Genomic DNA, 16,644 nt, shown 5'->3' with positions numbered 1-16,644 from the left:
GTAGAATCCCCCGTACAGCGGTTGCAATGGGGCTGATGGCGATTCGGGTGCTAACCGGGGATTCCGGCTCAACTTAAAATCCCAGGTCCGTAAGGGCGTGAGGGTTCGAGTCCCTCCTCCGGCACCAACGAGACACTCAGAATCGCCCAGGAATGCCATCTACAGGCCTTCTGGGCGATTTTCGTTTCTGACACCCAACACCGAATCAGACCCCTCATAGAGCCGCTGATAGGGCACTTGACCCATCCCTCTCGCTTTGGCGGTTCGTCCTTGGCTCTCAAGCCAGAAGAACCTTATCCGGGAACCGCCCAGTTAGCCACGACCGTTAGGCGTCGCCGTCAAGTCCCCGTCCAGCGATGTGCCAGGTCTGCACCTCGGCTCTATTGCCAACGGATCCATGCATTCGTATCTGTTGCGAGCGACTCTGCCCGAAGCTGCTCTCGTCGGTGCTCCGGCGGATTGGTTCTCGACGGGCTTAGAGACATTTTGGCTCGCACCTGGAACATCCCTATGCGTGCCTACCCCGGTATGACAGGTTGATGCCAGGGCCGCCTAACTGCCCGCTCAGGCTGCATCTGGTGTCAGCGAGCCATGGTACCGTCTCCCTGGTCGCTTGCCGGTTCCTCGACCAGACGCGGGGCCGAGACGCCAGTAGGTGTGAGAAGGGACTGTGGCGAACATGCCCCCAAGATGCTTATCTTCGTTGACTACGACAACATTCCGGTCTCGGTCCGGAGGCTTGGCCTCAAGCACATCGTCAGTATGATGATGAACCGCATCGGCGTGCCGCCCGCCGGACCACACGAACGTGTGGACTGCCGCCTATACGGGGGGTGGTACCAGGAGGACTCTCCTACTCAGCTCTGCCAAGAGCTGGCAGCGGAGATACTGGGCGATTTTCCTCGGGCGGTAACGGTCTATGGCGAGGCAACGGATGAGGATGTTGTGGTGCGGCTTGAGCTTGCCTACGGCCTCCTAGCGGACCCAGACCATCACCTTCTCAGGACGTATCGGCTTAAGGGATCTCCGGGCAACATCAAGTGTCGCGATCCCCGCGACGCGGGTTGCCTTGATGCCGACTGCCCCTTGCAGGTGCTGTACGACTGCGTCGTGTCTGGCAGGTGCCCGAAGTGCGGTCTGCCGGTCGACAGCGTACTCTACCGAGCAGAGCAGAAGCTGGTCGACACGATGATGACCGCCGACATCATCCACGCCGTCACACGCGGCGAGACCGTCGTTGGCGTTGCCAGTTCAGACGCTGACCTCTGGCCCGCGATGCGAACAGCCATCCGTCTGGGTACAGAAGTGGTGCACATACAGACCAGGAGAAGCCCCGCTTCAGATGACTACCATGAGGGGCTGGGGGAACTGTATTCGACTGTCCACATTGAGGGGAGTTAGGCATGACTGCCGAAGACTTCCGCCGTATCATGACAGCCTTTGCGAGCCGCCCAACCGATGTCGACATGGAGGGCGGACAGTTTCTTGTTGAGCTTCGGGATGAGACCATCCACGTGAAGTTGCGGATGCGACAGGGCCTTCTTGTGGTAGAGGAAGAGGGCTCTCCGGGCGTCCTTGCAGAGGAGTGGATAGAGAACCGGGTGGCCGTCCTACCGTTACTGGCAGATCGCATCCTGAGTTACATCGACGAGGTGCCATACTACGTGACGCCCTCGGGCGAACTCGTCGACTCCCTCGACGTTGCCCCCTCGGAGGACCCGATTGACGTCGCGGACGCTACAGCCAAAGTGACAGAGGTGCTTGGGCGAAGGCCTGCTGGCACTACGAGTGTTCTCTACCTAACCTCCGATGCTGGCGAAGGGAAGACTTCGCTCATCCACCAGGTCGCAAGGCGGCAGGCAGAAGGGTACAAGGCTAAGACGCCTGGCTGTGACTGGCTACTCCTGCCTGTTTCACTGGGCGGTAGAACACTACTGCGGTTCGACGATGTTATGGTCGCCTCGCTGATGAATCGCCTGAGGTTCCAATACTGGTACTACGATGGCCTGGTCGAGCTTGTGCGTATGGGGCTCATAGTGATCGCTCTTGACGGGTTTGAGGAGTTGTTTCTCGACACGTCGAGCGGCGAGGCTGTATCGAATCTGAGTGGCTTCATACGGGCCCTACACGGGGACGGTACGCTTCTCGTTGCGGCCCGCAAGGCCTACTTTGAGTACAGCGACCTAGGCACCCAGGCACGACTGTTTGACGCCCTCCGGCCAGGTGTAGCTTCCTTCGCTAAGATGGGGCTGCACCGTTGGCAACGCCAGCACTTTGTGAGTTACTGCATGAATCGGCGTGTGCCCGATGGGGAGATCATCTACCAGGACGTGGCCGAGAGTCTGGACGACCCTGACCACCCGCTACTGACAAGGGCGGTGCTCGTCGAGAAGCTGGTGGATGTGGCATCAGAAGCCAGCGATCGCCGCGAACTCCTCTCTCGTGTGGGCAGCCGTCCCCATGACTTTCTCGGGGGGTTCATCAGCACTATCGTGGACAGGGAGGTCGGCAAGTGGATCGACAGGGACATGGACCCTCACGTCCCGCTGCTCACACGGGAACAGCATTACGGCCTTCTCGGTTTGGTAGCTGACGAGATGTGGACGGGACATACGGACAGGCTCGGCCAAGACGTGGTGTCGCTTCTGACGGACGTGTTCTGCGAAAGCGAGAAGTTGGGGCATGCCCGTGCACGCCAGGTAAAGGAACGCACCAAGGAGCACGCCCTATTGAGGTACTTCACAGAAGGCAACAGGCCCTTCTATGAGTTCGACCACCAGCAGTTCCGTGACTTCTTCATAGGCTGGGAGATGGCCAAGGCGATTGCGAACGCCGATGCTGATGGCGTTAGAAGGCTCTTTTCTGCGAACCAGATGCCAGCCGATGCTGCGGATGCGGTGGTAGACTTCGCACGCAGTAGACAGGTCTCTGTGCCCTCGATACGCCGTACGATGCAGCAAGTGCTGGCTGGCTCGTCCCATGATCTGTACACAGCAGAGAACTGCGGGGCCGTGCTGATACGTGTGCTCAATGGCGTAGACGGTGCTGGCACTGAGCTTGCCGATCTCGTGTTCCCTCAGGACGCATTCGGTTGCTGCCGAAAGATCCGCGGAGTCGTGTTTGCCAGGTGCAGGTTCCAGCCCACGGCTTTGTGCTTCCTGGATGGCTGCACATTCACGGACTGCACCTTCGAGAGGGCGGAGTTGTTGCCCGAGACGCAGCTTCAGGGTGTGTGCTTCCGAGGGACGGAGGTACGGAGCTTGCGGCTCCCCGGCAATGAGGCCCTGGTCTACGATCCCGAGCACATCCGCTCCCTTCTACACCAGCAGGGGGTCCATTATGATGACGGTACCCCGGTCGGGCCGCCGCCAGATGACGAGGTCGTGATGGACGAGAGCCTTCGACTCGCCCACAGTGCCATCAGGACCTTCCGCAGGTCGACCTACATCCACGAGGATGTTCTCAGACTGAAGCTCCATCATCGCCACAAGGAACTCCTGGAAGAGTTGCTTAAGGCCGGCATTCTGGAGGACACCCCGCCTCACCCCGGCACCCAACGCTTTCTTCAGCTTGCCGTACCGATGAGCGAGATTGAGGCCGCCCTTGAGGGGTGTCGCGGGTCGTTTGAGAGGTTCATCAGCATGGTCAGCCCGCAATGACACTGGGGCTCACATAAGACCGAGATGCCTGCACGCGGGCTCGCGGGCAGATACGCAGCGTGCTCTAGCCTACGTCGAGTGGTCGTCGCACCCGGCATCACTGGCTTCGGCGGCTACGCGGCCACGCGAGTTCCTCTGGCCCGTCGACCTTTGGGCTCTACTTCGCCTCCGTGCTCCCATTGGATCGCCTCTCCGACTTGCCCATCACTTGTGCCAGCGGGGACTTCTCCCGTGATTCATCGAACGCGTCCTCGTCGTTCATTACTGCGTAGTGTCGAGTCATCGCAAGCGTGCTGTGCCCAAGGCAGGTCTGCAGCGACGTTAGCGACATCCCGTTCCGCACGGCCATGCTCGTGTAGGTGAAGCGAAATGTGTGGGCCGATACCCGCACCCCCGTTACGCCTGCCTGTTCCCCGTAGGCTTTTAGGATGAAGTCGACACGCCTGTTCGGCAGCCGCTCGCAGGTGCGGGTGAAGAAGAGCAACTCCGTCTTGTTGCCAGCCCGCTGCAACGCACGCTCCCTCGCCCTCAGGTACTTCCGCAGGGACTTCACCATCACGTCGGACATCGCCAATATCCGCTCCTTGTCGCCCTTGCCCGTGACCTTGACGTAGGGCAGCGTGATGTCGGACACACAGATGCCCGTCAACTCGCCAAGCCGCAGTCCCACGTCGAGCATCAGGGACATCATTGTGTGGTCACGGAGCCCAACAAGCTTGGACTGGTCGGGCTGCTTCAGCAGGGCCTGGACCTGTTCCTGGGTGAAGCAAGGCGGAATACGCTTGGGCTCCCTGATCTTCTTCAGCTTTCGAGGGTTGAACGCGACGGGGTAGTCGTTGTCCTGGCAGTAGTAGAAGAACGTCTTCGCCGTGCGGACATAACCGTTCACGGTGCTGGCGGCTCTCGTCTCCAGCATCTCTGCGATGACCGACTTCAGGTGCTGGATGGTCACGGTTGCAAGCTCCGCCTCCCACACGTCGGAGAGCATCCGCCGCAGTCTGTCGGCGTACCAGGAGACCGTCTGGGAACTCAGGTTGCGGATGCGGCAGTCATCGATGAACTCATCAACGGCTTCGCGAACGAGGATGTTGGCGTCGGGGCGGGCGTCCAGATCCACCATTTCAGACCCTCCGAAGGGACATCGTGAGGGACCTAAGACCTCAAGAAAAGTCTTAGGTCCTTTGGCCCTATCAGCGGCTCTATGAGGGGTTTGATTCGGTGTTGGGTGTCAGAAACGAAAATCGCCCAGAAGGCCTGTAGATGGCATTCCTGGGCGATTCTGAGTGTCTCGTTGGTGCCGGAGGAGGGACTCGAACCCTCACGCCCTTACGGACCTGGGATTTTAAGTCCCATGCGTCTGCCAGTTCCGCCACTCCGGCCGGATCCTCCCCACTGCTGCCGAACCCTGACCCTGAGACCTTCGGCCTCGTCCGCAGCTTACTCAGTCGGCTTCGGAGCGGCCACCGGCGGGTTCAGGATGTCATGCAGCAAGCGGGTCCAGCGCTGCAATTCCTGGGCCGTGCGGTTGGTCGTAAGCACGAATACGAACCCGTCTTGGCGGAAGGTCGCGATGCGCCGCCCGGACTTGTCCACCATGCGGGCGCGCACCTTGGTCGCCAGTTCGAATGGCTGGCCGGCGTCTCCCATCGCCTCAAGCCCGGGCAGGGCGGGCTTCGGTTGCGCGGCCAGGACGGCGTCGATGAAGGCGGTCGCCTCGGCGTCGCTCCGCCACCAATAGGCAGTCAAGTCAAGGTCTCCCGCGGCAACCGCGCCAGCCTGCATGGCATTGCCCTGCGGCGCATCGGCGGGCAGTGTCACTTCGGGCCAGAGCTCAGCGATGGCGCCCTCCTTCGGGCGCTCGTTCGCGGTGATGAACCCGCAGGCCCCGAAGAACGGGTTGATCACGGCCCTGACACGCTCGGCGTTCAGTGGCGGCGGGCCGGGCGGTGGGGCTTCAACCGGAAGACTCACACCGTACCAGGCCTTGTACACCCGGTCACCACCAGGCATCTTGAACTTGACATCAAGGTTCACTTCGAAAGTGCCCGGCTTCTGGTAGACGTGCTCGCCGGGAATGAGGGCATCGGCGCTGCGGATCGCCCCGTCACCATAGTCCCACCGGGCGCTGACGACAATGGGCTCCTGGCCGGAGAGGGTCTTCAAGACCGGTTCGAAGGAATAGTAAAGCAGCGGAAGGGCTTCTTCGCGCTGCTGCTCCTTGAAGGTGACCCAGCCCACTGTCTCGTTCAGAACTTCGCCGGTCTTGTTGTCCAGGTCATACAGGAAATCAAGGCGGCCGTCACCATCCACGTCCACGCCCATGAAGTCGTAGACGCCGTTCTGGTCCATGTCGAGCTGGAAGCGGTCCGGCCGACCGTCCTGGTCGGAATCGTACAGCATCTGGGCCCACTTGTTCTCGGCGAACCAGCCGCGCACCAGCATGTCGATCACGCCATCGCCGCTCTTGTCGAAGCCGAAGACCCAGCTGAACTTGTCCTTGAGGTCCTCGCGAAGAATCACGGTGTCGGTGATCATGCCCTCGGGCCCGGGCTTCATGGAGACATCGATGTACACTCCGTCTGCGTGCCGGAAAGCCCGAACGTCAACAACCCCGTCGCCGTCGGTGTCTTCCTCGCTGATGGGCGTGGACTTGGGCTCGTGAATCTTCTGCATGAAGTTGGTCCAAATGGCCATGGAGGGCAGCATTTCTGGGGCGAATGCCCAAGCCCCGCATTGCGGCACGAGCAGAGCGATCGCCAGGGGGGCCAGGACGCAGAGGCGGCAATTGGCGGGGGTTGGAGTGCGAAGACGCGTTTTGGCCGACATGCTTTATACCCCTCAGCACAGTATTTCACGACACGCCGGAACGGGGCTGCAATCCGCGGGAACAGCAAGAGGCACAGCCGCGACACGCGGCAGCCCAGAGTATAGACACATCATAGCGCGGAACGGTTTCGCCGGGCAAGACGGCCTTGTAGCGTATGGCCCGCGAACCTTCCGCACAAAAGAAAATGGAGGCGGCAACGGGAGTCGAACCCGTGAGTAGCGGTTTTGCAGACCGCCGCCTTACCACTTGGCTATGCCGCCCCGGGAGCAGAGCGCTCGGGTGTCCTCGACACAGATTGTAGGGACGACTTTGACTTGCTCAAAGCGGGCCGAGGGAACCCCGGCCCGCTGGATCGGTAGCTTGGAGCGGGAAACCGGACTCGAACCGGCGACCTTCTCCTTGGCAAGGAGGCGCTCTACCAACTGAGCTATTCCCGCTTTGATTTACATCGCAGCAAGACCGAACTGCGCTGCACGCCCGCAATAGCTGGAGCGGGAAACGGGATTCGAACCCGCGACCCTCAGCTTGGGAAGCTGATGCTCTACCAGCTGAGCTATTCCCGCTCAATATCTGCTCATGGTGGGCGGTGCAGGACTTGAACCTGCGACTTCTACCGTGTGAAGGTAGCGCTCTCCCAACTGAGCTAACCGCCCGCCTGTGTCACAGGTACGCTCCGGCCAATTCTCTGGTGCCGAGGGCGGGACTCGAACCCGCACACCCGATACGGGCACTAGCCCCTCAAGCTAGCGTGTCTACCAATTCCACCACCTCGGCGGGAACCCAACGATAGCGCGACTCAACTCCGGAGTCAAGCTTTTTTTCGTACGTGAGCCCCCAACACGCTATCGGAAGCACATCACGCGGTACTGCCCGAGCCCGTATGCTATAATTATACGCAGCACAGGAACGAAAGGAAGACCCATTTTGGCCGGCGCAGTCACCATAAAGGTTGAACGCATGCCTTCTGCCGAAGGCCTGCCCCTGCCACAATACGAGACCGAAGCCGCCGCCGGCATGGACCTGCGCGCGGCTCTTGATGAGCCGCTGGTGCTCGAACCCGGGCAGCGCTGCGCTGTGCCCACCGGCCTGAAGATTGCGCTCCCGGCCGGATACGAGGCCCAGGTGCGGGCACGCAGCGGTCTGGCGCTCAAGCATGGTATCGCCCTGGTCAATGCACCAGGCACCATCGACGCCGACTACCGCGGCGAAATCCGCGTGATCCTCATCAATCTCGGACACGAGCCTTTCACCATCAACCGTGGCGACCGCATCGCACAGATGATAGTGGCACCGGTGACCCAGGCGGAGTGGGAGCCGGTTGTGAATGTGGACGAGACCAGCCGTGGAGCCGGGGGCTTCGGCAGCACCGGCGTCTGACATGCCCGGCAGGAACCCCGTCATGCGCAGGCTTGTTGAACCCACAAAGTGACGCTCCAATCTTCGCGGGAAAGTCAGTCTCCCGCGTGTCTTCCAGAGGCTGATCGGCATGAAGAAGGTCGCGTTCGGAATCCTGCTCCTCGCCGCATTCGCCCTGATCGCAGGCTGCCCCAAGCCACAGACGGAGGATATCACTCCGACGCCCAAGCAAGCCGGCGCGGCTGAGCCCGACCAACAGGCCGAGCCCACATTCTCCGCGGGCGTGACCGAGGTGGACGAGATGGCACCCGACTTCACCATCAAAGACACCGAGGGCAATGACGTCACCAAGGCCGACTTCAGCGGCAAGATCCTCGTCCTGGACTTCTGGTCCACCACCTGCAGCAGTTGCGTGAAGAAGCTGGACGAGTACGTGCCCATCTACGAGAAGTACAAGGACAAAGGCGTGGAGTGGCTTGCGGTCTCCCTCGATCCCAAGCCCGAGGTAGCTGCCGGCGGCGCGAAACAGCACAACTGGCCATACCGGGTGGCCATGTTCGACGAGGAACTCAAGGCTTCGTACTTCGCCGATGAAAGCACCGTGGTCATCCCGCAGGTACGCATTATCGACCGTGACGGCAACCTGCGCTATAGCTTCAAGCCCGACAGCACCGCGGCCGACCTGGATTTGGCGCTGTCGAAGTTGGTTGACGAGACCGTTGGCGGGGACGAATCCGTGACCAAGGACATCGTGGCCGAAGAGGAAGCGGCGGAGACAGACGAAGCGTCCGGGGCCAAATCCCCCGCAGGCGCCGCACCGGCACAGTAGGCAACAGCATTCCTGACGAATTGGCGGACCGGCACCGAGTTCGCACTGTTGTGGACTCGGCGCCGGCTCTCAATGCGCACATCGGTGACTCGATGAAAAACCCGATCCGCACAATTCGGCGCGTCATACAGGTAGTCTGCCTGCTCCTGTTCGTCGGGCTCTTGTGGGAAGCCCGGTGGCACGCCACAGACAGCGCACCCCCCGCGCAGTGGTTTCTGCGCATGGACCCGCTCTCCGGGCTGGTGACCGCCCTCGCGCCCACTCACACTTGGCTCGCGCTCTTCTGGCCGGCCCTGATTCTGTTGGTGCTTACCGCCATCTTCGGACGGTTCTTCTGCGGCTGGATCTGCCCCCTGGGTACCTGCATCGACGGCTTCGACCACATCCTCCTGCGCAAGCGCAAGCGGCGCTACCCGTGGCTCAATCGGCCCAGCTGGAAGTATTACCTGCTGGGAGTCGTCCTTGTGGCGGCGCTTTTCGGCACCCAACTTGCCTGGATTCTCGACCCGATCCCCCTCGCCACGCGCACTTTCGCGGTCGTTGCCTACCCGGTCGCCATTGGCGCATACAACCTCGGCGTCATCAAGGGCTGGCCGATCCTCGATCGGCTGGGCCTCGAATGGTATCCCACTGACATCAACCCCGGCTTCTCGCTGAATCTCGCGGTGCTGCTGGTCTTCGCCGTGGTGCTGGGCCTTAGCGTCATCAGCCGGCGCTACTGGTGCCGGACACTCTGCCCACTGGGAGCATTGCTGGCGTTCACGGGGCGCTTCGGCCTGTGGAACCGGGAAGTCCAGGGCTGCGCGAATTGCCGGGTCTGCGAGAATGACTGCAAGATGGGGGCGATCCCCGAACCAGATGAGGGCGGGGATTACTCCCGCACCCGTCAGGCCGAGTGCATCCAGTGCTACGACTGTCTGACCTGCCCCCGCGAGGGCACCCACATCGGCTTGCACGTGAGGCCCGAAGGCCTCGACTCCGCCACGGGCGCAGGCAGACGGCAGTTCCTGGCGGCCCTTGGCATCGGCGCGCTGTACGGAATCACAACCTCCGCGGGTGGGGGCAGGCGCTCTACCCATGACCGGCTCATCCGTCCCCCGGGGGCGATTATTCGCGAAACTGACGGCGGGACCCGCAACATGACGGAAGCCGAATTCCGCGACCTGTGCCTTCGCTGCGGCGCGTGCATGAAGGCCTGCGTTACCGGCGGGATTCAGCCCGCGGTGGTGGAAGCCGGGTTCGACGGCCTGTTCACGCCCATTCTCATCCCGAAAATCGGCCACTGTGAGCAGAGTTGCACAGCCTGCGGGGACGTCTGTCCCAGCGGCGCCCTGGGCAAGTTCACTGCGCAGGAGAAGGCCCATATCCGCATCGGCCTGGCGACGGTGGACCAGAACAAGTGCCTGTCATGGCGTCGGGGGAAGCAGTATCGCCTCTGCCTGGTCTGCGACGAACACTGCCCGTATGACGCGATCAACATCATCAAGAACCACGACGGTCTTCGGGCGCCGTTCGTGAATGCCGACAAGTGTGTGGGGTGCGGCCAGTGTGAGCACGTCTGCCCCGAGAAGCCCGAAGCCGCAATCGTGGTACACCGGTCCGATGCCGGTATCTGAGCAGGCCGGCGCGAGGAGCGCTCCACGGCAGGCGTTATGGGACCGACATCCGGGCTCGGGTCCCATCCCAACGCGGCGCCCGGACCCAATGCCGGGTAGCCGAGGCAGGTCTCCACGTCCTTGCCCGCGAATAATCTCTTCCCGCCCCACCCCGCATCCGGATGGAGTGATCGACAATGTTGCGCCTGATCGCCTCAATGCTCGCGCTCGGCTGCATCCTCACGCCTGCCGCCGCGGCGAAAATGACCCTGACTACGGACGGGAAGACCGCCTACAGCATTCTCATCGACCCGGACGCATCCGGCCCTGAACAGTGGGCGGCCGGTGAGCTGCGCAAGTTCCTCTATGAATCCACCGGCGCGGAGTTTGAGATCAAGAAGGGCACCTCCGTGGGGTTCGAACCCGTGATCATAGTCGGGCCGGGGAAAGCCGCCCGGAGCCTGGTGCGTAACATCGACTTCGATAAACTGGGGGCCGAGGAGTTCATCATCGAGTCCCGTCTGCCCCATCTCGTGCTTGCCGGAGGCAGGCCTCGCGGCACCCTCTATGCGGTTTACTCCTTCCTGGAGGATGTGGTGGGTTGCCGCTGGTGGACGTCTACCGCCAGCACCATCCCGAACATGCCCACCCTCACCTTCCAGGAGCGCCACGACCGGCAGCGCCCGATCCTGGAGTACCGCGAGCCCTTCTGGTGGGACGCATTCGACGGCGATTGGGCCGTGCGCAACCGCGCCAACAGCAATCGCGCGCACATTGACGAGGCCCGCGGCGGGAAGATTACCTATGGAGGCCCATTCTTCGTCCATACTTTCAACAAGCTTGTTCCGGACTCCATGTTCGCCGAGCATCCCGAGTGGTTCAGCGAGATCGACGGCAAGCGCATCGGCGGCCCCGGCGTTCGGTCTCAGCTTTGCTTGACCAACCAGGCACTGAAGGATTACGCGGTCAACCAGGTCCTGAGCTGGATCGAGGCTCACCCGGATGCCGAGATCTTTTCGCTCAGCCAGAATGACTGGGACCACCACTGCAGGTGCGCCGAGTGTATGAAGCTGGAGGAGTATGAGGGCTCACCCTCGGGCCCGCTCCTGCATTTCGTGAACTACGTGGCCGAGCGCGTCGGTAAGAAGTACCCCAACGTGGCCATCGACACCCTCGCGTATCACTACACCCGCAAGCCGCCTCGGCACGTGCGGCCCCTGCCCAACGTGATCGTGCGCCTGTGCAGCATCGAGTGCAATTTCCTGCAGCCGCTTGACTCAGAGTTCAACAAGGATTTCGGCGACGATATCCGCGGGTGGTCTAAGATCTGCGACCGCCTGTACGTGTGGGACTACACCACCAACTTCGGGCACTATATCCAGCCCCACCCGAACCTGCGCGTACTGGCGCCGAACATTCGCTTTTTCGTGGAAAACGGCGTCAAGGGCATCTTCGAGCAGGGCGCCTACCAGTCTCCCGGCGCCGAGTTCGCGGAGCTCAAGGCCTGGATGCTCGCAAAGCTCCTGTGGGACCCGTACCGCGATCCGGAACTACTCATCGACGAGTTCGTGAACGGTTACTACGGCGCGGCGGGCCCCTATATCCGCGAGTACATCAACTACCTGCATGATGACGCGCTCAGCTCCGGATTCGCCCTGCGCATCTGGAGCGACTACGCGGCTCCCTATCTGACCCTTGACCTGATGGGGTTCGCCGAGACGTTGTTCAACCAGGCCGAGGACGCCGTGCGCGATGATCCTGAATTGTTGAACCGCGTGCAGGTTGCCCGGCTGCCGATCCGCTATGTCTGGGCCATGCGCTGGCCGATCTTCAAGCAGCAGGCCCGCAAACGCGGCATTGCCTGGCCCGGCCCGGCGGACTATGAGGAGAACTGCAGGACTTTCATGGAAGTCGCACGGCGCAATAAGGTGACCAAGCTTTCCGAAGGCAAACCCATTGATGCTTTCGAAACACAGACCATCAGCCTGGGCCGCAAGGAGCCGCCACCTCCTCCGATGACCGAAGGCCTGCCCGAAGACCGCTGGGTGGACCTGCAGGACAATCTGTTCCGCCTACATCGGCCGGGCACGTGCTCCATGCTCAAGGAAGACCCGACCGCATCCGACGGCGTGGCCGCGATGATGCCCGGTAATCACGTCGAGTGGGCCGTCCAGCAGTCCATCGCTGCCGCCGATCCGGACACAAATGCCACCTATAAAGTGTTCGCCAGCATCCGCGTGGAGAAAACCGGAGACGATGGCCCTGCCTTCAACGCGGGGATCTATGATCAAGACAACCGCAAGAGCCTGGCTCACAAGGCGGTAGCCTGCAAGGACATCACCACGGACGGCTGGGTCACGTACGAGCTCTACACGGGCCCCTTGCACGGCGACGCCTTCATCTGGGTGGCGCCCACGAACAACCTTGAAAACGCAAAGGCCGTCTGGGTTGATCGCTTCTGGCTGATCCGGCAGTGAGGGAAGGTGGCGCGGCCCGGAGATGAGACCGCCTGAGCAGCTGATTATCCGTCCGCCAACCGAAGCCGGCAGCCTTCTGATCCGGGTGACCCGGGGCTGCAACTGGAACCGCTGCAAGTTCTGCGGGATCTACGGGCATTTTGGGCAGCCGCATTTCGAGATCCGCCCGGTGCAGGACGTGAAACAGGACATTCTCGCAGCACGGGAGCTGTGGGGCTCAGACTGGGACAGCGCCTTCCTGGGCGACGCCGACCCCATGTTCATTGACCCCGACGACTTTGCGGAGATTCTCAGGTTCCTGCGCGAGACTTTCCCGGCACTCAGCCGAGTGACATGCTACGCCCGCGCATCCACCTGCAGCAAACGCAGGGAGCAACTCCCCCGCCTCCATCAGGCCGGTCTGGACCGCGTTCACGTCGGCCTTGAGACCGGTTCGGATGCCCTTCTGCGCTTCCATCGCAAGGGCGCATCGGCGAAGCTGTTCATTGAATCCGGTCTCGCGGTGCGCCAGGCGGGCATCGAGCTTTCCCACTACGTGCTCCTGGGCCTGGGCGGCGCGCAGCAGTCGCAGGAGCACGTGCGCGAGACCCTGCGGGTGCTCAACGCAGTCCAGCCCGAATTCGTGCGCTTCCGCCGCCTTTGGATCTTCGGTAGCGAGGGTGGGCCCCACTGCCCGCTCTGGGAGGACGTGCAGGCCGGGCAGTTCGCCCCTCAGACTCCCGAGGGCACCGTGCTGGAACTTCGGTCAATCATCGAGGGCATCCGCTTCCCGACGCAGGTCGAGGCCATTCACGGGAATATCTACGTGCAACTTGCCGGCCGCATCCCCGACCAGCGCGATTCCATGCTGCGGCGCATCGATCGATTCCTTGAACGCCCCCAATCAGAACGGGAGCGTACATACGCGCGGCCGTCGGTGATCTGAGCGGGAGAACGGTGGTTGCCCGATCCCGTCAAACGGTGGGTGTCACTCCTTTCGACGGAGCTGAAACAGAGCCCTATCATCAACGGAGCACACCACGCGTTGCGCAGTGTGGCGCCAAATCGGAGCGCTGACTCGAACCCTCCCTTCACAGAATGGCGACTTCGCGCGACGGGAATGTGTTATACTTATTTCCCCGTCCCCCGGCGTGAACCCGACGCCCGACAGGAAACTAGCCCGCGAATTACCGAAAGGTTCTGCTGCATGACTACCGAGACCATCGACCGTCTGGACGAGATTCTCTCGCTTGCCTCTGCCCCCGCGGAGGTCCTCAGCGCCGACCACCGCGGGGCGATCAACAGCATCCTCGAGAGCGCGCAGGATGAGGACGCCCTGTTCAAGCTTGCGGCGCGCGCACAGGTGGCCCTGGATCAGTCCGGGAAGAACCTGCGGGGCCTTTACACCGCCGCGGTCTACCAGGAGCTGAATGGTCAGGATGAGGACGCAGGCAAGGGTTTTGTGCAGCTTGCCCGCGAACTGGCCCGGCAGAATGACTGGGAAGGCGCGCGTGAACTGGCGCTGCGCGCCCTGCCTTTGTGGCCGGACAATCGCGTGGTGCGTCTGCTCATCTCTTGCTGGGCGAAACTTGATGACCCCGAGCGGCAGCAGGCAGACCAGGACCTGGCCGAAGAGCTGTGCCCCAACGCGCCCGACCTCCTGTGGTTCCGTGCTCAGGCCGCAGACCGCGACGGGCAGGCCGACCGCGCCTCTGTGCTGGCCTGCGAAGCCCTCAAGCGGTACATCGCCGAGAAAGACGGCGACCGTGCCGAGGAGCCCCTGCTGCGAGTGCTCGAGAGCCCCCGTCGGGACGTCAATCGCGAACTGGTCCGGATGCTGCCACGCATGGCCGCAGCGGGTCTACGGGACCTGCTGGACACCACCCTTGAGCTCGCCGCAGACAACATTGAACGGTTCGGCCTGCATCAGGAGATGACCCAGGTGCTGGAGCGCATCCTGCTCAAGCGCCCGGGGTTCGAGGACCTGCGCAGCGCCTACGTTGAATCCCTGGTCAACTCCCTGGGCGGGACCGCGGAGATAAAGTCTTTCGTCACCGACTGCGGGCTCGCTGACCCCGAAGTCGCCCTGGAACAGGCCCTGGCGCGGTTCCGCGAGATGTTCAACTACCGTCCCGGAGCATTCGTAGAGCACCACAGTTTCGGAGTTGGACGCATCATCTCTCTCGAAGGCAAGTTCCTTGTCATCGACTTCGAGCGCAAGCCCCAGCACCGCATGGCTCTGGAGATCGCCGTCCGCTCACTTCATCCACTGCCCAGCGAGTGCCTGCGCGTGGCGCGGTTCAGCGAACCCGAGCGCATCGAGCACGAGCGTGAGAACGATCCCGTGGGCCTGCTGGTCCGGGCGCTGACAGATCTGGGCGGCGAGGCGAAGGTCCGCGACCTGCGCGACTGCCTGGCGGGGCAGGTCATCCACGACGATGAATGGTCGACCTGGTGGAAGCGTGCCAGGGATTGTGCGGTTGAGGACGATCGGATCGACACATCCCAGGTCTTCCGACAGATCTACCGTCTTCCCACGGACGAGGAAGAAGGCCTGGAGCTTCCCCCGCTTCCGGAAAAAAGCGGGCTGCGCGGGGCGGTGAGCCTGGTGGGACGCCTGTTGCGCCACCACCCGGAAGCCGAAGAGCGCGCGAGAGAGACCTATCTGCCCGAGCTGATCAAGCGCGCCGAAGCGGCCAGCCCGACCGAAGTGCTCCCCGCCGTCCCGCTGCTCATGAAATGGGCGCCGGAACGCAGAGAGCTCTGGACCGATCTCGGAACCCGAGCACTCAGGCAGGAACCCGGGGTGGCAGGCGGCGCGACGGCCGAAGAGCAGGAGCAGTTGCTTACCATCGGCCTGGAGAGCGCCCACTGGGATGCCGCGGCGATTTCCAGCATCGCCTCGCGCTTCCCGGCAGTACGTCACCGAGCCCTGGAAGCCCTCCGCGAGCGTCTCGGGGACGAAGCCGACCAGCGCCTTCGTGAACTGGCGCTGGAAGACACCGGCTGGCCGGCCACACGCCTCGCACTGGTGCGCCTCGCGCTTGCCGGCGGGATCGACCGCCCAGAACTCACGCCATGGGACCTGCTGGTCGGTGTCATCGGGGTGCTGTCCTCCAACGCGGCTCCGAAGCTACGTCTTGCAGCCCTCGATATGCTGGACACCCACGGTCCACTGGCCGCCCGGTTACGCGAGGCAGAGCTGGATGAGGAGAGCCTTGAGCGAATCCGAAGGGGCGCCCGCGGGTTGAGCGGCAGCGAATCCGGAGTAGAGCCCCTGGTATTCCTGCTGTCTTACGTGGGACATGAAGAGGTGGCCGAACGCCTCCGGGCAGACCACAGCGCCACCGAGGAGCTCGACCCCATCGCGGTCCATTTCGACCCCGGTGTCATCTTGATGACGCGCAACACTTACGAGCAGAACCTTCAGCGAATCCGGGAACTCGAGGACCTCTTATCCAACGAACTGCCCAGGCTCATTGCTCACGCTCGCTCCCTGGGCGACCTCAGCGAGAACGCCGAGTATCACGATGCCAAGGAACGCCAGGGCATTGCCGATGCCAACCTGCGGACCCTGCGCAAGACCATGGAGAGCGCCCGCGCCATCGAGGACCTGCATTTCCCGGACGATACCGTGGTCGTCGGAACCGAGGTGGCTGTGCGAGACCTCGATAGCGGTGAGGAACGGACCTTCTGGCTCCTGGGGCAGGGCGACAGCGCTCAGGATCCGAACATCATCAACTACCTCGCTCCCGTGGGGCAGGCTCTCGTGGGCAAGCGCCCCGGCGAAGTCGCCGAGTTTGAGACTGGCGCGGGAACCCAGCGTCTCGAAGTCGTATCCGTGCGCAAGCGCCTGCCGTGAGACCGCCCTCGCACCCCCCGTGCAAAGCAAAGGGCCTCCCAACCGGGAGGCCCTTCTTGA

Annotated in this window: 10 protein-coding genes and 6 tRNA genes; 8 read left to right on the top strand and 8 right to left on the bottom strand. The window is 62.6% G+C overall.

Annotation, left to right across the window (positions count from 1 at the left end; genetic code table 11):
- Positions 1–690: 690 nt before the first annotated feature.
- A complete protein-coding gene (locus HPY44_04135) occupies positions 691–1,401 on the top strand; it encodes a hypothetical protein (protein NSW55175.1) in 711 nt (236 codons plus the stop codon).
- Between the two features lie 2 nt (positions 1,402–1,403).
- Positions 1,404–3,659, top strand: coding sequence for a hypothetical protein (locus HPY44_04130; protein NSW55174.1), 2,256 nt, complete (start codon positions 1,404–1,406; stop codon positions 3,657–3,659).
- Positions 3,660–3,816: 157 nt separating this feature from the next.
- Here HPY44_04130 and HPY44_04125 read toward each other — a convergent pair whose 3' ends face one another.
- From HPY44_04125 to HPY44_04090, 8 genes are all read right to left on the bottom strand, one after another.
- Entirely contained in the window at positions 3,817–4,779 is a 963-nt protein-coding gene (locus HPY44_04125; protein ID NSW55173.1) for a tyrosine-type recombinase/integrase, read from the bottom strand.
- Positions 4,780–4,951: 172 nt separating this feature from the next.
- Positions 4,952–5,038 (bottom strand) — tRNA-Leu (locus HPY44_04120).
- 58 nt (positions 5,039–5,096) lie between these two features.
- Positions 5,097–6,353, bottom strand: coding sequence for a hypothetical protein (locus HPY44_04115; GenBank protein ID NSW55172.1), 1,257 nt, complete (start codon positions 6,351–6,353; stop codon positions 5,097–5,099).
- Between the two features lie 318 nt (positions 6,354–6,671).
- Positions 6,672–6,746 (bottom strand) — tRNA-Cys (locus tag HPY44_04110).
- A 101-nt stretch (positions 6,747–6,847) separates the two neighbouring features.
- A tRNA-Gly gene (locus HPY44_04105) sits at positions 6,848–6,923 on the bottom strand.
- Between the two features lie 50 nt (positions 6,924–6,973).
- Positions 6,974–7,049: transfer RNA gene (locus HPY44_04100), tRNA-Gly, on the bottom strand.
- 14 nt (positions 7,050–7,063) lie between these two features.
- Positions 7,064–7,139, bottom strand: a tRNA-Val gene (locus tag HPY44_04095).
- 33 nt (positions 7,140–7,172) lie between these two features.
- Positions 7,173–7,260 (bottom strand) — tRNA-Leu (locus HPY44_04090).
- A 150-nt stretch (positions 7,261–7,410) separates the two neighbouring features.
- On the opposite strand from HPY44_04090, the gene dut reads away from it, so the two are divergent.
- The 6 genes from dut to HPY44_04060 all read left to right on the top strand — a co-directional run bounded on the left by dut (position 7,411) and on the right by HPY44_04060 (position 16,584).
- Positions 7,411–7,863, top strand: coding sequence for a dUTP diphosphatase (gene dut, locus HPY44_04085; GenBank protein ID NSW55171.1), 453 nt, complete (start codon positions 7,411–7,413; stop codon positions 7,861–7,863).
- Between the two features lie 109 nt (positions 7,864–7,972).
- Entirely contained in the window at positions 7,973–8,671 is a 699-nt protein-coding gene (locus HPY44_04080) for a TlpA family protein disulfide reductase (protein NSW55170.1), read from the top strand.
- 92 nt (positions 8,672–8,763) lie between these two features.
- A complete protein-coding gene (locus tag HPY44_04075) occupies positions 8,764–10,287 on the top strand; it encodes a 4Fe-4S binding protein (GenBank protein NSW55169.1) in 1,524 nt (507 codons plus the stop codon).
- 176 nt (positions 10,288–10,463) lie between these two features.
- Entirely contained in the window at positions 10,464–12,743 is a 2,280-nt protein-coding gene (locus tag HPY44_04070) for a DUF4838 domain-containing protein (GenBank protein NSW55168.1), read from the top strand.
- A 22-nt stretch (positions 12,744–12,765) separates the two neighbouring features.
- Complete coding sequence (locus HPY44_04065) at positions 12,766–13,668, top strand: radical SAM protein (GenBank protein NSW55167.1); 903 nt, start codon at positions 12,766–12,768, stop codon at positions 13,666–13,668.
- A gap of 261 nt (positions 13,669–13,929) precedes the next feature.
- Positions 13,930–16,584 carry a GreA/GreB family elongation factor gene (locus HPY44_04060; protein NSW55166.1) on the top strand — a complete coding sequence of 885 codons (2,655 nt, stop codon included), beginning with the start codon at positions 13,930–13,932 and terminating at the stop codon, positions 16,582–16,584.
- The last annotated feature ends 60 nt before the right edge of the window (positions 16,585–16,644 follow it).

It is taken from the genome of Armatimonadota bacterium, from assembly GCA_013314775.1.
Taxonomy (GTDB): Bacteria; Armatimonadota; Zipacnadia; order Zipacnadales; family JABUFB01; genus JABUFB01.
The sequence above is the reverse complement of the archived record's forward strand: the minus strand, read 5'-3'. Positions and strand labels throughout refer to the sequence as shown.